Annotated in this window: 19 protein-coding genes; 2 read left to right on the forward strand and 17 right to left on the reverse strand. The window is 62.3% G+C overall.

Annotated features, from left to right (window positions below):
- The 13 genes from PUQ42_RS02325 to PUQ42_RS02385 form a co-directional block, all read right to left on the reverse strand.
- A complete protein-coding gene (locus PUQ42_RS02325) occupies window positions 1–1,368 on the reverse strand; it encodes a RagB/SusD family nutrient uptake outer membrane protein (protein ID WP_122119519.1) in 1,368 nt (455 codons plus the stop codon).
- 13 nt (window positions 1,369–1,381) lie between these two features.
- Window positions 1,382–4,771, reverse strand: a complete 3,390-nt coding sequence (locus tag PUQ42_RS02330; RefSeq protein ID WP_122119518.1) for a SusC/RagA family TonB-linked outer membrane protein — start codon at window positions 4,769–4,771, stop codon at window positions 1,382–1,384.
- 153 nt (window positions 4,772–4,924) lie between these two features.
- A complete protein-coding gene (locus PUQ42_RS02335; RefSeq protein WP_273370600.1) occupies window positions 4,925–7,558 on the reverse strand; it encodes a zinc-dependent metalloprotease in 2,634 nt (877 codons plus the stop codon).
- A 128-nt stretch (window positions 7,559–7,686) separates the two neighbouring features.
- Complete coding sequence (locus tag PUQ42_RS02340) at window positions 7,687–9,240, reverse strand: histidine kinase (protein WP_273370603.1); 1,554 nt, start codon at window positions 9,238–9,240, stop codon at window positions 7,687–7,689.
- Complete coding sequence (locus PUQ42_RS02345) at window positions 9,241–9,981, reverse strand: SDR family NAD(P)-dependent oxidoreductase (protein ID WP_273370606.1); 741 nt, start codon at window positions 9,979–9,981, stop codon at window positions 9,241–9,243.
- 68 nt (window positions 9,982–10,049) lie between these two features.
- Window positions 10,050–10,499: a deoxycytidylate deaminase gene (locus tag PUQ42_RS02350; protein WP_087403646.1), complete on the reverse strand. Its 450-nt coding sequence runs from the start codon at window positions 10,497–10,499 to the stop codon at window positions 10,050–10,052.
- A 284-nt stretch (window positions 10,500–10,783) separates the two neighbouring features.
- Window positions 10,784–14,086: a preprotein translocase subunit SecA gene (gene secA / locus PUQ42_RS02355; RefSeq protein ID WP_087308872.1), complete on the reverse strand. Its 3,303-nt coding sequence runs from the start codon at window positions 14,084–14,086 to the stop codon at window positions 10,784–10,786.
- A gap of 187 nt (window positions 14,087–14,273) precedes the next feature.
- Window positions 14,274–15,257 (reverse strand): glycosyltransferase family 2 protein, encoded by a 984-nt coding sequence (locus PUQ42_RS02360; protein WP_273370608.1) that lies wholly within the window; start codon window positions 15,255–15,257, stop codon window positions 14,274–14,276.
- 65 nt (window positions 15,258–15,322) lie between these two features.
- Entirely contained in the window at window positions 15,323–16,297 is a 975-nt protein-coding gene (locus tag PUQ42_RS02365) for a DUF2851 family protein (protein ID WP_122119512.1), read from the reverse strand.
- Window positions 16,298–16,299: 2 nt separating this feature from the next.
- Window positions 16,300–16,620: a metal-sulfur cluster assembly factor gene (locus PUQ42_RS02370; protein ID WP_087309068.1), complete on the reverse strand. Its 321-nt coding sequence runs from the start codon at window positions 16,618–16,620 to the stop codon at window positions 16,300–16,302.
- A 103-nt stretch (window positions 16,621–16,723) separates the two neighbouring features.
- On the reverse strand, window positions 16,724–17,194 hold the full coding sequence (locus PUQ42_RS02375; RefSeq protein WP_122119511.1) for a SufE family protein: 471 nt from the start codon (window positions 17,192–17,194) through the stop codon (window positions 16,724–16,726).
- Between the two features lie 49 nt (window positions 17,195–17,243).
- Window positions 17,244–18,806 carry an alkaline phosphatase family protein gene (locus PUQ42_RS02380; protein ID WP_273370611.1) on the reverse strand — a complete coding sequence of 521 codons (1,563 nt, stop codon included), beginning with the start codon at window positions 18,804–18,806 and terminating at the stop codon, window positions 17,244–17,246.
- A 25-nt stretch (window positions 18,807–18,831) separates the two neighbouring features.
- Entirely contained in the window at window positions 18,832–19,797 is a 966-nt protein-coding gene (locus PUQ42_RS02385) for a GSCFA domain-containing protein (RefSeq protein ID WP_273370614.1), read from the reverse strand.
- 37 nt (window positions 19,798–19,834) lie between these two features.
- On the opposite strand from PUQ42_RS02385, the gene ispE reads away from it, so the two are divergent.
- On the forward strand, window positions 19,835–20,647 hold the full coding sequence (gene ispE, locus PUQ42_RS02390) for a 4-(cytidine 5'-diphospho)-2-C-methyl-D-erythritol kinase (RefSeq protein ID WP_273370617.1): 813 nt from the start codon (window positions 19,835–19,837) through the stop codon (window positions 20,645–20,647).
- A gap of 207 nt (window positions 20,648–20,854) precedes the next feature.
- On the opposite strand, the gene rpiB is transcribed toward ispE, so the two are convergent.
- Window positions 20,855–21,316 carry a ribose 5-phosphate isomerase B gene (gene rpiB / locus PUQ42_RS02395; RefSeq protein WP_273370619.1) on the reverse strand — a complete coding sequence of 154 codons (462 nt, stop codon included), beginning with the start codon at window positions 21,314–21,316 and terminating at the stop codon, window positions 20,855–20,857.
- Between the two features lie 115 nt (window positions 21,317–21,431).
- Between rpiB and PUQ42_RS02400 the strand changes: the two genes are divergently transcribed.
- On the forward strand, window positions 21,432–21,797 hold the full coding sequence (locus tag PUQ42_RS02400; protein ID WP_273370622.1) for a YbaN family protein: 366 nt from the start codon (window positions 21,432–21,434) through the stop codon (window positions 21,795–21,797).
- Between the two features lie 81 nt (window positions 21,798–21,878).
- Here the strand turns inward: PUQ42_RS02400 and PUQ42_RS02405 are convergent, their stop codons facing one another.
- The 3 genes from PUQ42_RS02405 to typA form a co-directional block, all read right to left on the reverse strand.
- Entirely contained in the window at window positions 21,879–22,520 is a 642-nt protein-coding gene (locus PUQ42_RS02405; RefSeq protein ID WP_273370624.1) for a DUF4377 domain-containing protein, read from the reverse strand.
- Between the two features lie 208 nt (window positions 22,521–22,728).
- The gene (locus tag PUQ42_RS02410) at window positions 22,729–23,046 is read right to left on the reverse strand and encodes a hypothetical protein (protein WP_087403640.1); all 318 of its coding nucleotides are present in this window, start codon (window positions 23,044–23,046) and stop codon (window positions 22,729–22,731) included.
- Between the two features lie 58 nt (window positions 23,047–23,104).
- On the reverse strand, window positions 23,105–24,904 hold the full coding sequence (gene typA, locus PUQ42_RS02415; RefSeq protein WP_087308882.1) for a translational GTPase TypA: 1,800 nt from the start codon (window positions 24,902–24,904) through the stop codon (window positions 23,105–23,107).
- Window positions 24,905–24,942: the final 38 nt, after the last annotated feature.

A 24,942-nucleotide genomic window follows, 5' to 3' on the forward strand; every position in this document is an offset into this window, starting at 1 on the left:
TCAGTTGTTCAGATCGGGGTTGCTGTTGACTGCCGACTGCGGGAAGGGGAGCGTGTAGCGCGAATCCCCGGCCTGCAGGGTGTAGGAAGAGCCTTCGTAGCGGTGGGTGATCGCGGGACGCGTCGTGCGCCGCAGGTCGAACCAGCGGTGCCCTTCGAGCGGGAATTCGCGGGCCCGTTCATCGGCCACCTCCTGGCGCAGCGCCTCGGCATCCATCGACTCGACGCGGGCCCGTTGGGCCTCCATGGCCTCGTGCTTCATCCGTTTGGACTGCAGCTCGAGCAACAGGTTCCGGGCCTGTTCCAGTTCCGAGGGGAGGTACGACCCGGCCTCGGCAGCGATGAGATACATCTCGGCCACACGGATCGAGATGCGGTCCGACGACGTGCGGTCGACGCCGTATCCCGAGAGAGCCGATTCGCCTTCTCCGGACTTGATCTCCTTGAGGTAGGTGCGGCGGCAGTCGTTTGCCGGATCGAAGAGCGCAAGGAGACTCTCGGAGAGGAGCGCTCCGCGCACCAGATCGCCTCCCGAGTAGGAGAAGGGACGGTCGAGTGCCAGAATGGCCTCCGAAGAGTCGGCCTTCCAGGGGCGCGTGGTTGCGTCGCCGAGGGCGTTCAGGTCGAGCAGCTCATACTTCGGCAACAACCCGACGGCCAGCTCGTAGGCCTGCTGCCACTGCCGGGTGTAGAGCAGGACGCGGGCCTTGAAGGCGGCCAGCGCATTGAGCGAGAAGCGGTAGTTGTGCGTGGCATCGGGCTGTTTTTCGACACTCATCAACGCTTCGGCACGGGAGATGTCGTCGAGAATCGAGCGGTAGGCGGCCTCGACGGTCGAGGGCCGGTACTGCTGTTCGATGTCGATGTGGTCGGAGAGGACGATTCCGCGGTCCGACGACGCCGTGGCGGGGTTGTAGGGGCGGCCGTAGAGGTTCACCAGCTCGAAGTGGTTGTAGGCGCGCAGGGCGTAGGCCTCGCCGAGAATCTGATCGCTCGGTTCGCCGGCGTCGTCGACATCGGCAGCGCCGATGTTCTCGATGACGGCGTTGGCGTAGAAGATCGACTGGTAGAAGTACTGGTAGGGATACTCCTGCATCTGCCCGCCGTACTGCCACGTGTAGTTGTAGCCCAGCGGGACGACCTCGCTGGCGTTCCAGAAGGCGCTGGCGTCGATGGCTCCGACCTCGTCGGAGAGCAGCGCCGTGAACGAACGGGCCGATCCGAAGGGGTAGGCGTTGTAGCCGCTGGTCAGCAGCGCCCGGAACTCGGAGGTCTTGTGGGGGATGACCTGCCCGACGGGCTCGATCTCGAGGTAGTTGCAGCCGCTCGCGGCGAGGGCTGCCAGAAGGATATATGCTCGTTTTTTCATCGTGGGGAACGTGTTAGAAGGTGATGTTCAGACCGACGGAGTAACTGCGGGACAGCGGCTGTGCGTAGATGTTTCCGTAGGTCTCGGGGTCGAAGTATCCGTCGTAGTTCGAGGCGAGGACCAGCGGGTTGCGGGCCTCGAAGTGCAGGCGCAGCGACGCCATGCGGAGTTTGCGCGCAATGCGTTCGGGGAATGTGTAGCCCAGGCGGATGCTGTTCACGCGCAGGTAGCTGATCTTGTGGTACCAGATGTCGAGGTTCTCGAAGAGCGAGCTGGCGCCCCACGCGTCGCTCTGGTCGAGGATCCAGTAGTAGACGCGGTAGGGGTCGGGATTGGCATCCCAGTCGCCCCACTCCGAACCGTCGGCCTGACGGCTTCCGGCCAGCGCGGGATAGAGGCCTGCGGGGTTCTCCGGCGACCAGATCTGCTGCACGGCCGTGGTGGTGTTCTGTCCGGGGCTGGTCTTGTGAGGGGTGTAGAAGGGGGTCTCCTTGACCAGCTGGCCGATGACGAAGTTGCACGATACGGTCAGATCGAATCCCTTGAAGAGGAAGCGGTTGTTGAACCCGCCCGTCAGATCGGGATTGAGTGAACCGATGTAGGAGAGGCGGTTGCGCACGTCGCTCTGCGACTGATCCATGACGGGCCCGTACTCGAAATATTCGGGAATGCCGAGTCCCCAGGGGTCGGTCTGTTCGATGCGGAAGTTGACCAGCTGCTGCAGCGAGACGCGTTCGCCGCCGCTCCAGAACATCGGGATGCCGTTTTCGTCCAGCCCGGCGGTGCGCAGGGCGAAGATGCCGGCCGAGGAGTGTCCCTCGAGCGAGGGGGTCCAGGCGTTCTCGTCGATCAGCACGCGCTCGACGCGGTCGGTGTTTCGAGCGATGTTGAACTGGGTCTCCCAGCGGAAGTTGCGCGTGCGGATGTTGACGGTGTTGAGCGAGAACTCGATACCGCGGCTCGATATCTCGCCGTAGTTGCTCGACGTGGTGTTGAAGCCGGTCTCCGTGGGGATCATGCGCGTGGTGATGAGGTCCTTGCTGCGGCGGCCGTAGATCTCGAACGTAAAGCCGATGCGGTTGTCCAGGGCGGCGAAATCCAGCGCGGTGTTCCACGTGTAGGTGGTCTCCCAGCGGAGGTTCTGGTTGGGGGGCGAGCTGACGTTGATGCCGTCCTCGTTCACGCCGCCCGGGTTGCGGATGACCCACGACCCGAGGATGTAGGGCGAGGTGGTGCGGTCGATGTTGCCCTGCGCACCGTAGGAGAGGCGCAGGCGCAGGTTGTCGAGCCAGCGCAGGTCACGCAGCCCCCGTTCGCGGTTGATGTTCCAGGCGCCGGAGATCGACCACATGGGGTTGAACTTGTACTTCGGATCGACGCCGAAGAGGTTCGTGCCGTCGTAGCGCATCGAGCCGAAGAGCGTGTAGCGGTTGTCGAAGGTGTACGAGGCGGTGAGGAAGTAGGAGAGGTAGCGGTTCTCGTAGAACGACTTCTGATACTGCGTGAAGTAGGGGCTGTTGGCCAGATTCGATCCGCTGTCGCCGTCCGGGAAGACCATCGGTTCGTTGGTCATCGTGCGGGGGTCGTAGCCGAAACCCTTGGTGTGGATCGAGGTGTTGGTCGTCCCGCGCATCTCGAGACCGGCCATCAGGTCGACCTCGTGACGCTCGGCGAACGAGCCCGAATACTCGGCCTGGGCCTTCCAGGTGTACTGCGACATGTCGGCGTTCCAGTTCTGGATCACGCCGCCCTTGGGCATGTAGGTCACGCCGTCGACCACCGAATAGAGGGCATACTTGCGGGTGAAGTAGGTCTCTTCGGAGGCCATCTTTTCGGTGGCCGAGTTGTCGACCTGCAGACCGAACTGCGTGTAGAGGCGCAGCCCCCTGACGGGACGGTAGTCGAGGTCGAAGATCGTCTTCATCGACCGCGTGCGCAACATGTAATCCGTGTTGGCGCGCTCCTCGAGGATGTTGAAGTCGAGGACGTTGTCGTTGTTGCCCTGATAGGTGTTCATGTCGGGGTCGTAGGCGTAGCTGCCGTCGGGGTTCCGGGCCTCGAAGTAGGGGTTGACGGTGCGTGTGTAGCGCGAGGGGTTGGCAAAGACGTCGGTGTCCGAAACGTAGGAGTCGTTGCGGTTCTGGCCGACGAAGAGCGAAGCCCCGAAGCGGAGGTTCTTCAGCAGATCGTAGTCGGTCTTCATCGTGAGGTTCAGACGCTCGAACCCGGTGCCGACGGTCGTACCCTGTTCGTTGTAGTAACCGCCCGAGAGGTAGTAGCTGGCGCGGTTTCCGCCGCCCGAGACGCTGAAGCTGTACTGCTGGTTGAGGGCTACGCGGTAGATCTCGCGGCCCCAGTCGGTGGCATCCTGCCGCAGGGCGTCGATCGCCGTGCGGGTTTCGGGGCTGAGGGCCGCCAGCCCGCCGCTGACCAGCGCACTGCGCTCGCCGGCCCGGTCCAGAATGCGGGCTACGCCGCCCATCCCCGAGAGGTAGTTCAGGCGGCCGTTTGCGGCCAGCGCCAGCTCGAAGTCGACCTTCTGCGAGGCGTTCATCAGATTGAGTTTTCCGAGATCGGGACGGTCCGTGACGAAGAGCGACGCCGTGACGTTGACGCGCGTCGGCTGGTTACGGGCCCCCTTCTTGGTGGTGATGACGATCACGCCGTTGGCGGCCCGTGCGCCGTAGATGGCCGTGGCGGCGGCATCCTTCAGCACGGTGATATCCTCGATGTCGGCGGGGTTCAGACCGGCGATCGACATGTTGTAGAGGTTGTCGATGTTCTCCTTCGACGACCAGTCGGAGGGGATATCGTTGCCCTCGAGCGGAATGCCGTCGAGCACCCACAGCGGATCGGTGTTTCCGTTCAGCGTGACCGTGCTTCGGATCTTGATCTTGTTGGCGCCGCCCGGGGCTCCGGAGGTGGGCGTGGAGGTCAGACCGGCGATCGAGCCCGAGAGCATGCCGTCGACGCTGGCCACACCGTCGCGCGAGATGTCGGCCATCTTGACGCTTGCGATCGAGGAGGTGAGCTTTCGCTTCTCGATGCGCTGGTATCCCGTCACGACGACGGCATCGACCTGGTTCGACGAAGCGTCGAGACGGATCGTAAAGAGGCTTTTGCCCTCGATGTCGACGGTCTGGGCCTCATAGCCGAGGTAGCTGACGACCACACGACGGACCGAGGTCGGGAGGGTGAATTCGAAACGCCCCTCGTCGTAGGCGATGGTTCCCTGCGGATTGTAGTCTTTGGCCTGGGTCTCCTCGGGGGCGATGAAGACGGTAGCGCCGACGAGCGGTTCACCGGTGGCCCGATCGAGCACCTGGCCCGTGATCCTGCGGGTCGTCTGGGCGAAAACCAGCGCCGGGGCGATCAGCAGCAGTAACGTAAGGAATCTGTTCATGGCTTGTGAAACTATAAGTATGTGTTGTGATTCGGTTTGGATTCGAAATCGATTTCGGGTTTTCGGTTTCGGATTGTAAGCGGTCGGGACGACCCCTGAAGTCGGGCAAAGCCGTCTTTCCAGCGGGTGGAAGACGGCTTTGCGGCTTTTGTTCTACAACATCCTCAGGGCCTCCCTGAGCCGGAGTTCGAGATCCCGGTAGTGGTTCCGGGTGGCTGTGTCGCCGCTTTGGAGGCGGCCCTGGACGATCGTGAGCAGCCGCCTCATCTCGGCGCGCTTGGCCGACGGCGTCTCGCTCACGCGCTGCATCAGTTCGTAGTTGCGCTGTGTCTGCAGCTTCAGATCCTCGGGGCGGGGCAGCGGTTCGAGGTTGAGCTCCGGGGCCTCGTGCATCAGCTGACAGCTGCAGCCGCCGGCAAGATGCGCCGCGTGGTCGTGCAGCGCTGCGCCCATCTTGGTGGTCTTGACCATGGTGATGTTCGACGAGACGATCAGCGCGTCGACGTAGTTCTTCTGACTCATCCGCTCGTAGAGCGAGAGGGTGCAGCTGCCCGGACGGATGAACACGGCACGCGTAATGCGGTCGAGCATCTCCTCAGGCGAGAAGGTCTCTTCGCCGCGTCCCTGCCGGGCCTCGACCTCGTACATGCGGACCATGCGGCGGTCGTCGAGCAGTTCGTAGTAGACCTTGTACTGGAGTTCGCGGGCGAAGTTGTAGGGCGAGTACTCCATCTGCCCGACGGGCGACGTGCGGTGGGGGTAGCTCCGCTTCCAGGCCTCGGCGCCGAAGAGCCACTCGGGCAGCTGGAAGACCTCCTCGATCAGGAAGTCGACGCTGCGGCGCTGCATCTCGGCCGGGACGGGGATGTAGCGGTCGATCCGGTGGCCGGCGACGACCTGGTTGAGGTAGAAACCGCCGACGTTGGTCTTTACGTGGTCGGCATAGGTCAGCCACTGGAAGAGGATCGACATCAGGAAGCGTCCGGCTTCGTACTGCAGCTCGCCCTCCTGGTCGGTCCACTCCTCGACGTAGGGGATGATCCGCCGCAGGTTGGCCAACCCGTAGCGGCCGGCGCGCACGGCGTCATCGCCCAGATCCTCCGACTGTGCCCGGGGGTCGACACCCTCGCGCGTCTGCTCGCCGTAGCGGTAGACGGGATCGTCCTCGTGTTCGCGCAGCCAGCTATTCAGCGTCGGCAGCTCTTCGTGGGGATCCTTGACGTCGAGCCAGCGGTAGCCCCAGCGGATGGCGTGGAGGTCGTAGGCTCCGATCTTGGGGGTGAGCTGCGTAACGCCGTCCCCGGGTTGTGCGACATAGTTGAAGCGGGCGTAGTCCATGATCGAGCTGGCCGTGCCGTGGCGGTCGGTGTAGTGCTTCGAGCGCAGCGAGTCGACCGGTACGGAGTACGAGGCGGCGAAGTTGTGCTTCAGCCCGAGGCTGTGGCCCAGCTCGTGCGACGAGACGAAGCGCACGGCGTTGCCCATCAGCTCTGTGGGCAGGACGTTGGCGCGGGCCGCCGGATCGACGGCGCCGGTCTGCAGACGGATCCACGAGTGGAGGATGCTCATCACGTTGTGCCACCAGATGATGTCGGCCTCGATGATCTCGCCGCTGCGGGGATCGATGACCGAAGGGCCCATGGCGTTGGCCAGCTCCGAGGCGGCGTAGGTGACCACCGAGTAGCGGACGTCGTCGATGTCGAAGTCGGCCTCGTCGTCGGGTCCGACCTCGCGGGCGACGATCGCCTGCTTGAAACCGGCGGCCTCGAAGGCCTCCTGCCACTCCTCGATTCCCTTTTTGATGTAGGGGACCCAGACGGGCGGCGTCGCGGGGTCGATCCACAGCACGATGGGTTTGGCCGGCACGACGAGTTCACCGCGCAGGTAGCGTTCGCGGTCTTCGGGGCGGGGCTCCAGACGCCAGCGGTTGATCAGCCCTCGCTCTTCGGCCTTCTGCTGCGTGTCGTTGAAGTAGAGGTGGCCGATCTCGAAATACCCGACGCGATCGTCGGAGAAACGCGGACGCATCGGTTCCCGGTCGAGCAGCACGAGGTTCGAGGTGATCTCGACCGTCAGGGGTGTTGCGCCGCCCTCCTCGCCCGAACGGCTCCCCGAGAGGAGCGACTTGACGAGGATGTTGCGCGGGAAGGCCTTCACCTGCCCGATCTTCGAGAGGCTGCGGTTGACGCTTCCCGAGCGGAGTTCGCCGAAGAGGTTGTTGAAGCTCTTTTCGCTGCCGTCGAAGACCTTGTTGACGCGAATGACGGCCGTGGTTGAATCGGCATTGTAGGCCTCGATCGGGAACTGTTCGATGACCGTTTCGCGGTAGTTGTCCTTCACCGAACGGGCGATCCGGTCGGTCGCCGGGGCAGAGATGCGCGGATCACGGGTTGTGACCCACACCTTTTTATAAAGCGTATCCTTGTGGAAGCGGATGAGTTTCTCGCCGAATCCCATTCCCTTGTTGATCCCGGCATCGTTGAGTGCATAGGGAACCCCCGATATCTTGTTGACGACCAGCATGTCGCGGTCGAGCAGCGAATCGGGGATCTCGAACCAGAGGTCGGTTCCCTTGCGCAGGACGCGGAAGAATCCCTCGTCGGCCGATGCACCGTCGAGGATTTTGTCGTATGCCTTCGTCGCGTTCCGGGTCGAATCCGTCTGTTCGACGGCAGCGGCCTCTTTTGCCTTGCGCGAAGGGCGCTTCCGGGCTTCGGCCGATGGTGCCGCCAGCAGGAGTGCTGCGGCCAGGAGTGCCGACCCGATGAATCCTTTCGTATTTCTCATCTTTTATTGTCTTTTTTCGTGCGGGTACGGAATCCCGCACGATGCAATAATAAATTTTTTTGGGAACTCAGGGAAACCATCGGGAACGAATGCCCGAATCGGGGGTATGAATGGCGGAAAAAGGCGGATTATTTTTCGGGCGGAAGCAGCGGTAGCGAGCAGCGGAAAGTCATCGGGTCGATCGTGATTTCGAGGTTGCGGTCGGTGTAGAAGCGGTAGATCGAACGGATGCGTTCCAGTCCGACGCCCAGCGACTCGGTGTTTTCGTTTTCGTGGGGTGTGCGGTTGTTCTCGATCACGAGCGAGTCGCCCTCGGTGCGGATGTCGATATGCAGGGGGGTGCGTGTCGAGACGCGGTTGTGCTTGACGGCATTCTCGACCAGCGTCTGCAGACTCATGGCCGGAATGCGGTGTCGGCGCAGCGAGGTGTCGATGGTTGTGGTGAGCGTCAGGTTCTCGCCGAAGCGGATCTGCTGCAACGTGTGGTACTGCCACGTGAAGTCGATCTCTTCGGCCAGCGAGGCGAGGATCTGCTTGCGGCGTTCGAGCACACGGCGGTAGACGCGCGAGAGGGTGAGTGTGAATTCACGGGCCTGCTCCGGGTTGCAGCGGATCAGGGCGTAGAGCGAGTTGAGCGAATTGAAGAGGAAGTGGGGGTCGATCTGATCGATCACCTGCTGCAGTTGCAACTGGGCCGATTCGCGTTCGGAGAGACGCCTCAGGGCGTATTCGCGGCGCCAGCGCCGTTGGGCCGCAACGAGCAGCGTGGCGAAGAGCAGCACCGAGATGGCCGCCGTCAGAATCGTGTAGAGGTGGAAGTCGTCGATCTCCTGCTCGATCACCAGCCGCGGGATTCCGATTCCGGCGACCCATCGCTGCCCGGCCAGCTGGATCGGATAGTAGATGCGTTGCTCCTCCATGCCGAGGTAGTCGGAGAAGGTCTCCATGATGACGCTCTGCCCTGTGGCAAGGACCCGCCGGAAGGCCTCGGTCTCGGAGCCAGTGAAGTCTCCGCTCTTGCCGTCTGAGCCGTGTTCCGATCCGATCCGCTGTCCCAGTTTCAGACTGTCGGGGTGGTAGACGATCACCCCTTCGGGGTTGAGCAGGATGGCCGAACTGCGGCTGTGTGGATTCTGCTCGCTCATGTAGGTGTAGAGCTCCGGCAGCGGATAGTCGATGCCGCAGAGACAACGCTTGCCGGCCGGATCGCGGACCGTGCAGGCGAGCACCCAGACGGGCGTACCCTCTTCAGAGACGATCGTACTCACGACCGAGTCCTCTTTGGCCGGGCAGATGGCCGCTGTTGGCTCCATGAGCAGCGTGCCGTTGCGCAGACAACGTCTTCTCTTCGCATCCCCCTCTCGTGAGAACCAGATCTCGCGGGCCTTCGAGTCGACATCCAGCAGCGTAGTTGCCAGTGTCTGCAACTCCGGTCCGGAGGGGGTGTCGTGCCGCTGCAGGAAGCGAGTTGCCGCGGTGAGAATCCCCTCGGTGCGATCGACTTCGTTCTGCAGCAGCAGGCAGTGCGATTCGCTGATCTGCGTGACGATGCGGTCGCTCATCTGAGCGGCCCGGCGGTTGATGATGCGTCCGGAGACAATGACTCCGGCGGCCAGCAGCAGAAGCAGCACGCCGCCCGTGACGAACAGCCGTTCGCGCGAGGTATGTCTCTTGCGTTGCATCTATTTTTCGCGGGGTCGGATTTTCAGGCGTTCCCATATCCCCTGCGGAATCAGCCTCCAGAGGAGCACCAGCAGGGCGTAACGACGGTCGATGACGACCCTTCGGCGGGGGTTGCGCAGCACCTGCATGATGCGGCGCACTACCTTTTCGGTCTGCATCAGCATCGGATAGCGGGGCTCGCGGGCCAGCAGCGGGGTGGCGATGAATCCCGGGCGGATGTCCGTGAAGCGAATTCGGTCGTGTCCCTCCATGCGGGCCAGCTGGGCGAGGGCGTCGATGTAGGTGTTCTGCATGCGTTTGGTGGCCGAGTAGGCGGGTGCGGCGCCGAGTCCGCGTGTGCCGGCAATCGAACTGATGACGGCCAGATGTCCGCCACCTTGTTTGCGGAAGCAGGCGTAGGCCGCGGTCACCATGCGGACGAACCCTTCGCCATTGGTGCGCAGGGTCTCCACCTCGATGTCGGGCTTCAGTTCGAAGTTGCGGCTTCCGATGCCCGAGACATGAAGGTAGGTGTCCATGCCTCCGAGACGTTGGATGAGTCTGTCGAGGTGTTCCGGGGCATCGTCGCGTGTGACATCCAGCGGTTCGATCTCGACCTGTTCGGGGGCTTCGGCCCGCAGGGCTTCGAGGGCTTCCAGCCGACGCCCGGCAGCCCCTAAGCGCCACCCTTCGCGGATGCAGGCTCGGGCGGTCGCGAACCCTATGCCCGAGGTGGCTCCGACGATGACGATGCGTTTCATCTCACACTTCGTTTTTCAGGGTTTTTCGGCGGCAGTGTACGACCTCCTGCCGGGTTTGCGCACCGGGGCTAACCGATCACCCCGATCTCCTCGAATTTGTATTGGACACATTCGATGCCGACGCGGCGCAGCAGATCGAGCCCTTCTTCCGAACGGTAATCTTCGGAGTAGACGACGCGTTTGATACCGGCCTGAATGATGAGTTTCGAACATTCGATGCAGGGGGCCGCCGTGATGTAGAGGGTCGAACCGTCGCAGTTGTTGGCCGACTTGGCGACCTTCGTGATGGCATTGGCTTCGGCATGGAGGACGTAGGACTTGGTCTTCCCGTTTTCATCCTCGCAGATGTTCTCGAAACCCGAGGGGGTTCCGTTGTAGCCGTCCGAAATGATCATCTTGTCCTTGACGATCAGTGCCCCGACCTTGCGTCGTACGCAGTAGGAATTTTCGGCCCAGATACGTGCCATGCGCAGATAGCGCAGATCGAGTTGGTGCTGTTTTTCTTCCTGATAGCCCATGGTGTTCGGTTTGTCGTTTTTATGAAGAGGCCCGGAATGTGCCGTTTACCGAGACATTCCGGACCGTACTTGCCTGGGTTGAAGGGCCGCAGCCGGGTCTAAATCCCGTCCCGGTAGCCGTCCTTCATAGGGAGGCTTGAGGTTCCTTGGCAGGGCAGTGTCCGGGTCGGATCCTCTCCAAGCTACTGCCATCTCCCAAGGGAGAACTTCCGGAGTCCTCGGGTTGCAGGGCAGCTGCCGTTGCTCTCCACCGACCCCCCCCATAGAGGGCTTTCTTAAAACCCTTAGAGCCCTTTGCCGTGGCAGTTCTTGTACTTCTTGCCCGAACCGCAGGGGCAGGGATCGTTGCGGCCGACCTTCTTTTCGACGTGCAGCGGCATGGGCTTCTGACGCTCCTGCTGGCCGGCCTGGGCGGCAGCCTGCATGCGCGAAGCCTGCAGCTTGTTGACATCGACCTTGGCCCGGCGTTCCCGCTCCTGCTGCAGCCGCTGGGCCTCTTCGGCGCTCTGCTCGCGCACGGGGATGTAGGCGCGGTCGAGGATCGAGAGCACCTCGCGGTTGACCTTGATGAGCATCTTCGAGAAGAGCCCGAAGGATTCGAACTTGTAGATCAGCAACGGGTCCTTCTGCTCGTAGGTAGCGTTCTGCACGCTCTGGCGCAGGTCGTCCATCTCGCGCAGATGCTCCCGCCAGGCATCGTCGATGGTCGTGAACATGACGATCTTCGAGAAGACCTTGTAGATTTCGGCTCCGTCCGACTCCTTGCACCGGCGCAGGTTGACCGGGACGTTGTATCCGAGGTGGCCGTCCGTGATCGGGAAGTAGATGTTCGAGTCGAGCTGGTCCTTGCGATCCTCATAGATGCGCTCCATGACGGGACGCACGGTGTCGGCCACAGCCTTGGCGCGGCGGGCGTAGGCCTCCTTGAGGGCCTTGACGATGGCCTCGACCAGTTCGGCGGTTTTTGCATTCTTGTACGTTGCCTCGTCCATCGGCAGCTCGACGGCCACCTGACGGATCAGCTCCATGCGGAAATCCTCGTATTCGATGCCGCGGTTCTCCTCGACGAAGTTGTCGGCGAAGTCGTACATGATGTTGTTCAGGTCGATTTCGATCCGTTCGCCGTAGAGGGCGTGGCGGCGGCGCGTGTAGATCACCTCGCGCTGTGAGTTCATCACGTCGTCGTACTCGAGCAGCCGCTTGCGGATGCCGAAGTTGTTCTCCTCGACCTTCTTCTGGGCGCGCTCGATGGCCTTGGTCATCATCTTGGACTGGATCACCTCGCCGTCCTTCAGACCCATGCGGTCCATCATCGTGGCGATCCGCCCCGAACCGAACAGACGCATCAGGTCATCTTCGAGCGAGACGAAGAACTGCGACGATCCGGGGTCGCCCTGACGTCCGGCACGACCTCTCAGCTGACGGTCGACGCGGCGGCTTTCGTGGCGCTCCGTACCGATGATGGCCAGACCGCCGGCCTCCTTCACTTCGGGCGTGAGCTTGATGTCGGTACCACGGCCGGCCATGTTGGTGGCGATGGTCACCTGACCCGAACGTCCGGCTTCGGCCACGACCTGAGCCTCCAGGGCGTGCTGCTTGGCGTTGAGGACGTTGTGCTTGATTCCGCGCAGCTTGAGCATGCGGCTTAGCAGTTCGGAGATCTCGACCGACGTCGTGCCGACCAGCACCGGACGGCCCTCGCCGACCAGGCGGACGATCTCTTCGATGACGGCGTTGTACTTTTCGCGCTTGGTTTTGTAGATGAGGTCCTGGCGGTCGTCGCGGATGACGGGACGGTTCGTCGGGATCACCACCACGTCGAGTTTGTAGATGCTCCAGAACTCCGAGGCCTCGGTTTCGGCCGTACCGGTCATACCGGCCAGCTTGTGGTACATGCGGAAGTAGTTCTGCAACGTGATGGTGGCGAAGGTCTGCGTGGCGGCCTCGACCTTGACGTGCTCCTTGGCCTCGATGGCCTGGTGCAGGCCGTCCGAATAGCGGCGACCTTCGAGGATACGGCCGGTCTGCTCGTCGACGATCTTCACCTTGTTGTCCATCACCACGTACTCGATGTCCTTCTCGAACATGGCATAGGCCTTGAGCAGCTGGTTGACCGTGTGGACACGCTCCGACTTGATGGCGTAGTCGTTGATCACCTCGTCGCGCTTTTTTGCCTTCTCATCGGGCTCGAGCTGGCTCTTTTCGAGTTCGGCCACCTCGGCGCCAATGTCCGGCAGGACGAAGAAACCGTCCTCGTTGAAGTATTTCGAGAGCACCTCATGACCCTTGTCCGTGAGTTCGACCGAATTGAGCTTCTCGTCGATGACGAAGAAGAGGTCGTCCGTGATCTCGGGCATGCGGCGGTTGTTGTCCTGCATGTAGATGTTCTCGGTCTTCTGCATCAGCGCCTTGACGCCCTGCTCGGAGAGGTACTTGATCAGCGGCTTGTATTTCGGAAGGCCCTTGTGCGCGCGGTAGAGCTTGATGCCGCCCTCGTCGGTCTTGCCGGCCGAGATCAGCTGCCGGGCCTCGGCCAGCAGCTGCGTGACGAGGTTTTTCTGCAGGTTGTAGAGGTGCTCGATGGCGGGGTTGTACTGCTCGAACATCTGGTCGTCGCCCTTGGGAACGGGGCCCGAGATGATGAGCGGCGTACGGGCGTCGTCGATCAGCACGGAGTCGACCTCGTCGACGATGGCGAAGTGGTGCTTGCGCTGGACGAGGTCCTTGGGCGACGAAGCCATGTTGTCGCGCAGGTAGTCGAAACCGTACTCGTTGTTCGTGCCGAAGGTGATGTCGGCCATGTAGGCTTTGCGGCGGGCTTCGGAGTTGGGCTGCGTGTCGTCGATGCAGGCGACCGACAGTCCGTGGAACTCGTACATCGGGCCCATCCATTCGGAGTCACGCTTGGCCAGGTAGTTGTTCACCGTGACCATGTGCACGCCCTTCTTGGCCAGGGCGTTGAGGAATACGGGGAGCGTTGCCACGAGGGTTTTGCCTTCACCCGTTGCCATTTCGGCGATCTTGCCCTGATGGAGCACCACGCCGCCGAAGAGCTGGACGTCGTAGTGGATCATGTCCCACTTGACGTCGTTGCCGCCGGCCATCCAGTGGGTGGCATAGACGGCCTTGTCGCCGTCGATGGTGACGAAGTCCTTCGTAGCAGCGAGTTCGCGGTCGAAGTCGTTGGCCGTGACGACGACGGTGTCGTTCTGGGCGAAGCGTCGTGCCGTATCCTTCATGATGGCGAAGGCCTCGGGGAGGATGCGGTCGAGGATCTCCTCGATGCGGTCGTCGATACGCTTGGTGGTGGAGTCGATCTCCTTGGAGATCTTCTCCTTCTCTTCGAGCGACGTTTCGGGTTTTTCGAGCTGGGCCTTGAGTTCGACGATGCGGGCCTCGTCCTGGGCGATGTAGTCGGCGATCTGTTTTTTGAGATCCTCGCTGCGGGCGCGGAGTTCGTCGTTCGAAAGGGCCTCGATCGACGGGTATACGGCCTTGATCTTCTGCAGATAGGGCTCGATCAGTTTGCGGTCCTTGTCGGCTTTCGAGCCGAAGAGGGCTTTGATGATGCTGGCAACTATATCCATACGGTCTGTCGTGATTTTCGGGTTTTGGTTGTAAAGCCTACAAAGATAGGCATTTTTCCGTGAATTACGCAAAAAATGGTGCCCAAACCCGCGAACTTTTCCACGGGATGGGGATTGGCGGGTGTGTCGGGCCTTCGGAAACGGGTGCCGAGGGGTGTTTTCGGGCGGATGAATGCCGCTTGGCGGATCAATGGAACAGCAGAGCGATCCGGAAGAGGCGCTTTTGCAGCCAGACCTTCCACGAAGGGTTGAAACGCCGGTAGAAGTAGATGAAGCGGTTGCGCAGCATCCGTTCGAAGTGTTTCGGCCTGTAGGGTTCCCGTTGTCGGTAGGCATGGTGGAAGCGGAACAGGAATTGCCGGAAGAAGGGGAGGTCGCTGCGTTCGACCAGTTCGGACTGGTGGACGAAGCGGGACAGCCTTCGGGCTTCGTCGTCCGAGAGGACGATGCCCGTTCTTCGAGCGAGCAGTTCGCGTTGAATCTCCAGGGCACTCTCCACCTGACGCTGCTGGTGCCGGGCTGAAGTCTGCTCCTCCCATTGGCGGTAGAGGATCAGACACTCGGGGATGTTGGCCATGGCGAGCCGGTCCGAGAGATCGGCCCACAGCTTGTAGTCTTCGCAGACGCAGTTCCGGAACCGAATTCCGGTTTTCCGGAGGGCATTGGCCCGCAGCATGATGGTGGACATGCCCAGCGGATTGAAAAAGAAGACCTGGCAGCGAATCTCCTCCGGGGTGAGCGGAAGATGGCCGTAATGGCCGTGATTGCGACCGTCACGGTCGTTGAAAATCAGATAGTAGCTGCCGCAGACATCCACTTCGGGGTGGGCTTTCAGAAAGGCGATCTGCTTTTCGAAACGCCTCGGGACGCAGATGTCGTCGGCATCGAGGAAGGCGATGAATTCGCCGCGGGCCGCATCCATTCCGTGATTCCGGGTTTCGGCCGCACCGGCATTGTGTTCGTTGCGCAGCAGGACGATCCGCGGGTCGCGTCGTTGGAGCTGCTCGACCACGGCCGCCGAGCCGTCGGTTGAGCAGTCGTCGATGACGATCAGTTCGAAATCGGAGAGCGTCTGAGCCATCAGGCTTTCGATGCTTTCGCCGACGAATCGCTCTGCGTTGTAGAGCGGCATGACAACGCTGATCAGGGGGCGTTTGGAGCTGTTTTCCATGGCGGGAAGGGTTGTGCGCTCTTGGGCTGTGAGCGGTTTCCGGCAAAGTTACTCTTTTTGGGGAGCTATTGCATTTCCGGGATCGATTTTGCGATCCGGCGTCCGACGGGACACTCCGCGCAGCGCCGCTCCGGACAGTATTCGGTCGCGAGTTGCAGCAGGGCCTGACTTTCGAAGGCGTTGCGCGGGCGCACGCCGGCTGCCGCCCAGTCACGCATGTAGCGGTTGTCCTCGGCCGGGAGTCTTTCGAGCAGCGAGAGGGCGCTGTCGCGCAATCGTTCGTTGGCCATGAAGCTGCCGTAGGCGAACTGCAGCACGACGACCAGATTGATGCCGATGATGTTGGCCTTGAAGGCGCCGATGCGCTTGGGCCGCGAGTCGCTTTCGGCAGCGGGGACGAAGTGGGTGCGCCAGTAGTCGGCGGCTTCGATACCGAACAGACGGCGGACATCCTCCTCGCTGCGGCAGGCCATCGTGCGGTCCATGACGAATTCGTCCTGGGCGAAGAACTCCGCGGCCTGCGCCAGCCGCAGCACGGGGTGGTTGGCCGGACGGATTTCGGCGAGTTCCCACACTGCGGCCTCCATCGGGCGGATATCGTATTTGGCCGCCAGGTGTTCGAAGTTGCGGCGCAGATTGAGCGTATATTCGTCGTTGCGGTAGAGGTCGAGCAGTCCCGAGGCGCCGAAGAGCATCGCCTCGATGGCGTGGGGCACCCGACGTTCGCGCAACACGACACGGTAGGGGACCCTCCGCGCCAGTTCGAGATAGGCCTCCTGGTTGCGGCGGTCGCCCAGCGTGCGGAAGTAGAGCAGGTAGAAGGTCTGGTTCCAGTTGTCGGCGGCCTCGCGGCGCAGAGCCTCGACGGTGCGCATCTTGCGTTGCAGCCGGTCGAAGATCAGCGTCGTGAAGAGCTCCGTGCGCTGCAGATCGTCGAGTGCCGCGAAGAATCCGCCGCAGGCGTGTTCGCCGGCCCGGGCTTCGAGCCGTTCGATCGTGCGGGACCTCTGCTCCGTGTTTGCACCCTTAGCCTCCGCCATTCCTACAGCATGTTGAGTTCCAGCAGCGCCTCCTCGGACATCATGCTCTTGTCCCACACGGGGTCGAACGTGAGGATGACGTTCACCGACTTGACGCCCTTGACCTTGGCGACCTGCTGGTTGACATCCTCGACGAGCATGTCGGCCATCGGGCAGTTGGGGGCGGTGAGGGTCATGCGGATCGTGGCCACGCCGTCGGGCGTGTAGTCGATTTCGTAGACCAGACCGAGATCGTAGATGTTGACCGGGATTTCCGGGTCGTATATGTTCTTGAGCGTCGCGACGATCTCCTTTTCAACCTCAAGAATCTCTTCGGGTGTCATTGTTTTCTGTGTTTCCATCCTGTTTCGTGCCGGTCGTGCGGCAGCATCGGCCTCTTCGCACCTGCACATCCTGCCGGCCGGGCCATTTAGCCGGCCGGGGCGGTCAGTTCGCCCCGTTGCCGCTGTTTTCCGTTTTTGTTTTCTCTTCTTTCTCTTCGGCCTCGACCTTGGTCTCGAAGGCCAGGGCGTAGAGTCTCATCTGCTTGATCATCGCCACCAGTCCGTTGGCCCGTGTGGGCGAGAGGTTGGCGCTCAGACCGATGCGGTCGACGAAGTAGAGCTCCGTATCGAGGATCTCCTTCGGGGTCCGGCCGTTGAGCACCCGGATCAGTAACGCGATAATCCCCTTGGTTATTATGGCGTCGCTGTCGGCCGAGTAGTAGACGCGGCCGTTTTCCAGCCGGGCGTCGACCCACACCCGCGACTGGCACCCCTGAATGAGGTACTGTTCGGTGCGGTGTTCCGGGGCGATCGGGGGGAGCGTTTCGCTCAGACCGATCAGATAGTCGTATTTGTCGAGCCAGTCGTCGAAAACCGAGAACTCCTCAATGATTTCCTCCTGTATCTTGTCCATGTTCGTATGGTATTTAACGTCATTTTCGCAGCCATCCGTACGCCGGCCCCTACAGGTCGACGATCTCTTCGAGGACCGTGCCCTCCGCGGCGGCGGGTTCGCGCACACCGGCCACGCGGGCCAGTGTCGGGGTCACGGCGGTCATCTCCACGCGGCGGTTGACGCGCAACGGTCCGGCCCCCTGTCCGTAGAAGATCAGCGGCACCTCGGTGTCGTAGCCGTACATCGAGCCCGACATCGACCAGCAGCGCTCCTGCTCCTCGATCCAGCCGGGCATCAGATTGAGAATCACGTCGCCCGAACGGCGCGGGTAGAAGCTGTTCTGCATCTTGCGGGCGTATCCGCTGCCGAAGTAGCTCGTGCGCATGGCCGTGGCGGCCAGAGCGTGCGACACGCCGCTGAACTGCATGGCGAAGATGGCCACCTCGTTCTGCACCTCGGCCAGATTCAGTCCGCGTTCGTAGATGAGGTTGTGGTTCAGCCAGAGCGACTTGTCGCCGTAGGCCACCACCCAGTCGCCCGTGCCGTAGCGGACGTTCAGAAAGCCGTTGACAATCACCTCGAACTGGCGGCTGTTGAAGCGTTCGACCTCCTGCTGCCCGGCGTCGTACGAAGGGCTTGTGCCGTGGTCGGAGGTGACGACCACCAGCACGTTTCCATCCTTGACCTGTGCGAAGAGGAAGGTCAGGAAGTCGGCCAGATCGCGGTCCAGCCGGTAGTACATGTCCTCGACCTCGATCGACTCGGGACCGTAGGCCTCGGCGATGCGGCGCGGCGAGTCGAGGCAGATGTTCAGCAGATCGGGCGTCCGGTCGGCGCCCAGACGGTATTGGGCGATAGCCTGTTTGGCCAGCCCCAGCACGGCGGTATTCCCGGCCGGCGTGTAGAGCAGCCGTTCGTAGTCGCTTGTCAGTTTCAGACGCCCTTGTCCGTTGGTGTCCTCCTTTTTGTTGCGGCCCAAGAGGACGATGTCGTGCTGACGGGTGTTCAGATAGCGACTCTTTTCGAGCAGCGACCGCCATTCGAGACCGATGTAGGAGAGGTTGTAGCGTTCGCGGTTGCTGCGCTCGATCCATTCGGGGAGCTGCTCGGTGTAATAGGGCGACGAGACCCAGTCGCAGCGCGTGGAGTCGAGCCAGAAGACTTCGCCGCCGCGTCCGGCCATCACGACGGCCGACATGGCTTCGGCGGCAATCGTCACGGCCTGGCTCTCGGGAGACTGGTCGAGGAGCGTCTCGGCCAGCGTCGGGGCGATGCGGTGATAGGCTCCGGGGCCGCGGCGGCCGTCGATCAGGCTGACCGTGCGGTTGGTGGTGTAGTCGACCCAGCGGGGGCCGATCACGCCGTGGGTCGAGGGCATGGCTCCGGTGACGAGCGTGGCCAGCGAGACGGGGGTCGTGGTCTGCAGGTAGTCGTAGCGGGCATCCGAATAGACCGTGCCGCGTTCCGTAAGACGGAGGAATCCGCCCTCGTCGAAATTGACGGCGTAGCGGTCCAGATCGCCGGCGCGCATCGATCCGACGACGATCTGAACGATCAGACGGGGCTGTGCGGCGGCGGGTGCGAAGGCCGTCAGGGCGGCTATGGCGAGCAGAATAAGACGCTTGTTCATGGTTGCGGTTCGTATGAGCGCAAATTTACGAATTTATTTCGATACATTGTCTGAAAAGCGCGCTTTCGGTCCGAAAATCGAGCCCGGGGAGGGCGGCAATCCGTTCGAGCTGGCGGCGGCAGAAGGCGCGGTGGGCTTCGCTGCGGGGGTTGCGGGGACGGTGGGCCGCCGCCGCAACGATCGACTCGACCTCGGGGAGCAGCCGCCGGGCCTCGTCGTCGAGCAGCGCCTCGGTGAAACGTTCCCAGATGTAGTCGACGGCCTTCGGCGCGGGGTGGACCAGATCGTCGGCATAGAAGCGGTAGTCGCGCAGGTCGTCCGTGAGGATCTCGAAGGCGGGGAAGTAGAGCGCCTGCGGAAAGCGTTCGGTGAGCTCCTCGACCGCCACGCGCAGCGTAGCCTTGCTGACGGCATTTCCGGCGAGTCCGTCGCCCAGGTGCCGTACGGGGCTCACCGTCAGCAGGATCCGCTTGCCGGCCAGCGGTCCGTCGAAGAGTTCGGCAAGGGTGCCGACAATCTCCTCGACGCTCAGTCGCCGTCTCATGAATTCCGATGCCGGCTGCCGGTGGCAGTTGGCCACCACGCGTCCCCGGTGTTCGTAGACCCAGGCCGTGCCGAGGGTCAGGATCACGCGGTCGGAGCGGCGGAGCGCCTCGGCACCCAGCTGCCGGGCGCGGTTCATGCGCTGCAAAGCCTCGTCGAGGGTCGGGGCCGAGAGGTCGCCGTGGAAGTCGAAGTGGTACCAGAGTTCGCCGTCGAAGCCCAGTTCGTCGGCGGTGACGGGCCGGGGGTCGGCGTAGCTGCGGATGGCCCCGGCGATCGACAGCGGGTTGAAGAGGATGCCCGAGGGGTTCTTCACGACGTGGAACTTCGCCGCTTCGAGCCGTTCGGCCATCTGTGTGGCGAAGCACGATCCGAGGCTCAGGATGTGGTTGCGGTAGCCGATCGTCAGGTCGGTGCGGAGGGGTTCGATTTCGGTGCGGAATTTCATGCCGTAAAAATACGAAAATCCTTCGTATCTTTGTTGCATGATACTGCGCGCAAACTGCAAAATAAATCTGGGCCTGGACATCCTCCGCCGCCGGGCCGACGGTTACCACGATCTGGAGACGGTGATGTTTCCCGTGCGGGGGCTTTACGACGAGGTGGAGGTCGAACGCACCGACGCTCCCGGCGCGTCATTCCGCTCCGAGGGACTTGTGGTGGACTGCCCCGACGAGTCGAACCTCTGTCTGAAGGCCTTTCGCCTGATGCGCGACCGCTACGGTGTGGACGGCGTGCGGATCCGTCTTGCGAAGCACGTGCCGTTCGGCGCGGGGCTGGGGGGCGGATCGGCCGATGCCACGGCGGTGGTTGTGGCGCTCGACCGGCTCTTTGCGCTCGGTCTTTCGGAGGCGGAGCTCATCGACCGGGCCGCCGAGCTGGGCAGCGATACGGCCTTCTTCGTGCGGAACACCCCGCAGTTGTGCACGGGCCGCGGTGAGGTGATGATCCCCTTCCCGCTGGATCTGTTGGGGCTGACGCTCGTGGTGGTGAAGCCCGACGAGGGGGTCTCGACGCGCGAGGCCTATGCCGGCGTGCGGCCGCGGGTGCCGGACGTGCCGCTTGCCGAGCGGTTGCGGCGCCCGGTAACCGAGTGGCAGGGGCTGGTGACCAACGACTTCGAGGAGTCGGTCTTTGCCGCCCATCCCGCCATTCGCGCTGTCAAGGAGCGGCTTCTTGCAGAGGGGGCGCTCTACGCTTCGATGTCGGGAAGCGGTTCGGCCGTCTTCGGCCTCTTCGCCGGGCACGAAAAAGGCGAGGAGCTGCGTGCTCTCTCGCCCTTTGTCTTCCAACTCTGATCCGGTCGGAGCCGAAACCCTCCGGCCTTCCGGGAATCCGCTTGTCCCGGTCTTGCCTTGTCGGCCCCGTCGGCTCCCGGCAGATGTCCTGCAGTGCCTTCCGGAAATCCGGGAGACCTTTACGCCCCCCCCCATCCGGTTGACGGCCTCTGCGGCGCCTCCCGGAAGCCTTCGGACCCCTTTCCCGGCCCTTGCAGCCCCTTTGGGCTATTTTTCGCTCTGGCTGCTCTGGGCGGCAGGAACCGGAATCTTGGCAACCCGCTTTGCGTGGCGGCCTCCCTCGAACTCGGCCGCAAAGAAGGCGTCGAGCATCTGCACCGCCTCGTCGTTGGTGATGAAGCGCGCCGGAAAGACGATGATGTTGGCGTCGTTGTGACGGCGGATCAGCGAGGCGATCTCCGGATCCCAGCACAACCCGGCCCGGACACCCTGGTGTTTGTTGAGCGTGATGGCCATCCCTTCGCCCGAGCCGCAGAGACCTACGCCGAAGGCCACTTCTCCCTGCTCGACAGCCTCGGCCAGCGGATGGGCAAAGTCCGGATAGTCGACACTCTCGGGAGAGTCCGTTCCGAAATCCAGCACCTCGTAACCCATGGCGTCGAGGTAGCCTACGAGAAATTCTTTCATTTCATAGCCGGCGTGGTCGCTGGCGATACCGATTTTCGTCATCGTATCCTGTGTTTTTGAGGTTTTTGTCGTCTCCGACTTCGTTTCGGAAGACAAAGTTAACGAAATATTCGTCTCGGCCTTGTTTCAAAGCGTCGGATTTGCCTATTTTTGCGGCGTGAAGACACTTTTCATGCTCCTCGGTGCCGTGGCCCTTGTGTTGGGACTGGTCGGAATCTTTGTTCCGCTGCTTCCGACGACCCCCTTTCTGCTGTTGGCCGCAGCCCTCTGGGTACGCTCTTCGCCGCGGCTCTACGGCTGGCTGGTCTCGCATCGCCGGCTGGGACCCTACATCCGCCAGTTCCGCGAGTACCGCGCCATTCCGCTCCGAGCCAAGGTGATCTCCGTTGCGCTGCTCTGGGCCACGCTGCTCTATTGCATCGTGACGGTGGTCGACCGGCTGTGGTGGGCGCAGCTCCTGCTGCTGGCCGTGGCCGTCGGGGTGACGTGGCACATCCTTTCGTTTGCTACGCTGCGCCGGTAGGAGGCGCGTCCGGAACCGTCGGCCGCGCTCCGGGCCCTTTTCGTTCTGCGCTTCTATTCCTGCGGACCTTCTATTCCGGTTCTATTCCGGCAGCCCTTCGGACTCCTTCACCTCGTCGGAGAGCAGCTCCCGCAAACGGTATTTCACCGACCACGAATCGTTGTCGATCCAGTCGCTTTTCGCTTCGTCATACACGGCGACAGGCTGGATGCGCAGGCGGTATTCGTGTCCGGGCTTGAAGTCGAAACCCTCGATCTCCGACGGAAAGGCCTGCCATTGCGGCGTGTCGTAACGCAGGTCCTGGATCCAGTAGGCGGCTATCTGCGCATCGGCCCGCCGCGAGGCGACGCGGATCTCCAGTTCGGGGCTGAAGGTCAGCGGATCGACGGGGGATGTGGTTTCTGTGCGAGCGAGCTGCTCCTCCATCGTGTAGCGTTCACTGCTGCCGTCGGCCGGCGGGTTGGCGATCCGGTCGATTCGTACGCGCAGGGTCGTCTGCCAGCCCTCCTCGAACGAGAAGCCTTCGATGGGACCGGGAACGATCTCCCATGAGGCGTTGGCCCCTTTTTGGACGATGTAGGCCGGTATGTAACCGAAGCCCATGGTGATGCCTGCCACGCCCTTTTCGGGGGCAATGGTCCAGATTTCAGTGCGCGATGTGTTGTCCTTGTCGCAGGCGCCCAATACGAGAGGCGTCATCAGCAGAAGCAGCCATTTTTTCATGGGTCGTTTGGTGGTTTAGGTGTGAAGTTTTCCTGTAAACGGTTGTCGGACTGCAATACTGCGCCGGACGGCAAACAAAAAAACGGACCGAAGTCCGTTTTTTTGTGTATGGGTGTGGTTTCGCGCCGCTTCTCCCGTTTCGCGCCGCTCCTTCCGGCTCATGCTCTCCTCCCGGGTCAGGCTGCCCCCTCCCTCTCCCCCCCCCCGGTCAGGCCAGATAGTGTTCGGCCATGCTCAGGAGAAATCCGAAGAGCAGGGCATTGAACAGAATCAGCGGAATCGACTTCTGCTCCTTGCCCGAGGCGGCGAAGAGCGTCGGCACGGTCAGCATGACCGTTATGCCCATGCCGTCGGCCCACCAGGGCAGGTAGGGCAGGTTGCCGTAGAAAATGATCACCCCGGCGAAGAGGTAGATCAGAAACGAGGCGATGCAGCTGCGCGCCGAGAATCGCTGGAAGATCATCGGAATGACGACCAGGGCTCCGGCAATGGCTCCTGCGGCCAGTGACAGGGTGAAGTGATTCATCGTGAGGTATCTTTGCAATCGGGTTTTCGGCTTGCAGCTTTCAGTCTCCGGCTCCGGATTATTTGGCGGCGCGCTTGCGGTCGGTTTCGTGGAGCAGGATCTTGCGCAGACGGATGGCGTGTGGCGTTACCTCGACGTATTCGTCCTCCTTGATGTATTCGAGGGCCTCCTCCAGCGTGAAGACCTTCGGCGGAACGATCACCGCCTTGTCGTCCGACCCCGAAGCACGCATGTTGGTCAGCTGTTTGGCCTTGGTGACGTTGACCGTGATGTCGTTCTGGCGCGTGTGCTCGCCGATGACCTGACCTTCGTAGACCTGATCCATCGGGCTGATGAAGAAGCGGCCGCGATCCTGCAGCTTGTCGATCGAGTAGGCGTAGGCCGTGCCGGTCTCGCCCGAGATGATCGAGCCGTTGGTGCGCATCTCGATGTCGCCGGCCCAGGGCTCGAAATCCTTGAAGCGGTGGGTCATGATCGCCTCGCCGGCCGTAGCCGTCAGCATGTTCGAACGCAGTCCGATGATGCCGCGCGACGGAATGTCGAACAGCAGCCGCACACGTTCGCCGTCCGAAGACATGTCACGCAGCGTACCCTTGCGGCGCGTCGTCATGTCGATCACCGTGCCGGAGTGCTCCTCGGGACAGTCGACCGTCAGCTCCTCGACCGGTTCGCACTTCTTGCCGTCGATGATCTTGGTGATGACCTGCGGCTGGCCGACCTGCAGTTCGTAGCCCTCGCGGCGCATCGTCTCGATCAGCACCGAGAGGTGCAGCACGCCGCGGCCGAAGACGTTGAACGAATCGGCCGACGGACCGGGCGTCACGCGCAGCGCCAGGTTCTTCTCCAGCTCGCGGTCCAGACGCTCCTTGATGTGGCGTGAGGTGACATATTTGCCGTCCTTGCCGAAGAAGGGCGAGTTGTTGATCGTGAAGAGCATCGACATCGTCGGTTCGTCGATGGCGATCGGGGGCAGCGGCTCGGGGTTGTCGTAGTCGCAGATCGTGTCGCCGATCTCGAAGCCGTCGATACCCATGATGGCGCAGATCTCGCCGCACGGAACCTCGTCGACCTTCTTCTTGCCCAACCCCTCGAAGACCATCAGATCCTTGATCTTGCACTTCTGCATCGTCACGCCGTCGCGCTTGGCCAGCGTGACGTTCTCGCCGGCGTGCAGCGTGCCGCGCGTGAGCTTGCCCACGGCGATACGCCCCGTGTAGGAAGAGTACTCGAGCGAGGTGATCAGCAGCTGCGGCGTACCCTCGACCTGGGCCGGTTCGGGGATCTCGTCGATGATCGTATCGAGCAGCGGGACGATCGAATTGGTGCGTTCGTTCCACTTGTGCGACATCCACCCCTGCTTGGCCGAGCCGTAGATGGTCTTGTAGTCGAGCTGCTCCTCGGTGGCGTTGAGCGAGAACATCAGGTCAAAGACCTGTTCGTTGACCACTTCGGGGCGGCAGTTGGGCTTGTCCACCTTGTTGATCACCACGATGGGCTTCTTGCCCAGCGCCAGGGCCTTCTGCAGCACGAACCGCGTCTGGGGCATCGTCCCTTCGAAGGCGTCGACCAGCAACAGCACACCGTCGCACATGTTGAGCACGCGCTCCACTTCGCCGCCGAAATCGGCGTGGCCCGGGGTGTCGATGATGTTGATCTTGTAGTCCTTGTAGATCACCGAAACGTTCTTTGAGAGAATCGTGATTCCCCGTTCGCGCTCCAGGTCGTTGTTGTCCAGAATCAGGTCGCCCGTCTGCTGGTTGTCACGCAGCACGTGGCCTGCCAGGATCATCTTGTCGACCAGCGTCGTCTTGCCGTGGTCGACGTGGGCTATGATCGCGATATTGCGCAGTTTTTGCATAAATCTGTATTTTGTCGTGCAAAGGTAACAATTTCTCC

The sequence above is a fragment of the Alistipes megaguti genome (assembly GCF_944320325.1).
In the GTDB taxonomy this organism is placed as follows: Bacteria; Bacteroidota; Bacteroidia; order Bacteroidales; family Rikenellaceae; genus Alistipes; species Alistipes megaguti.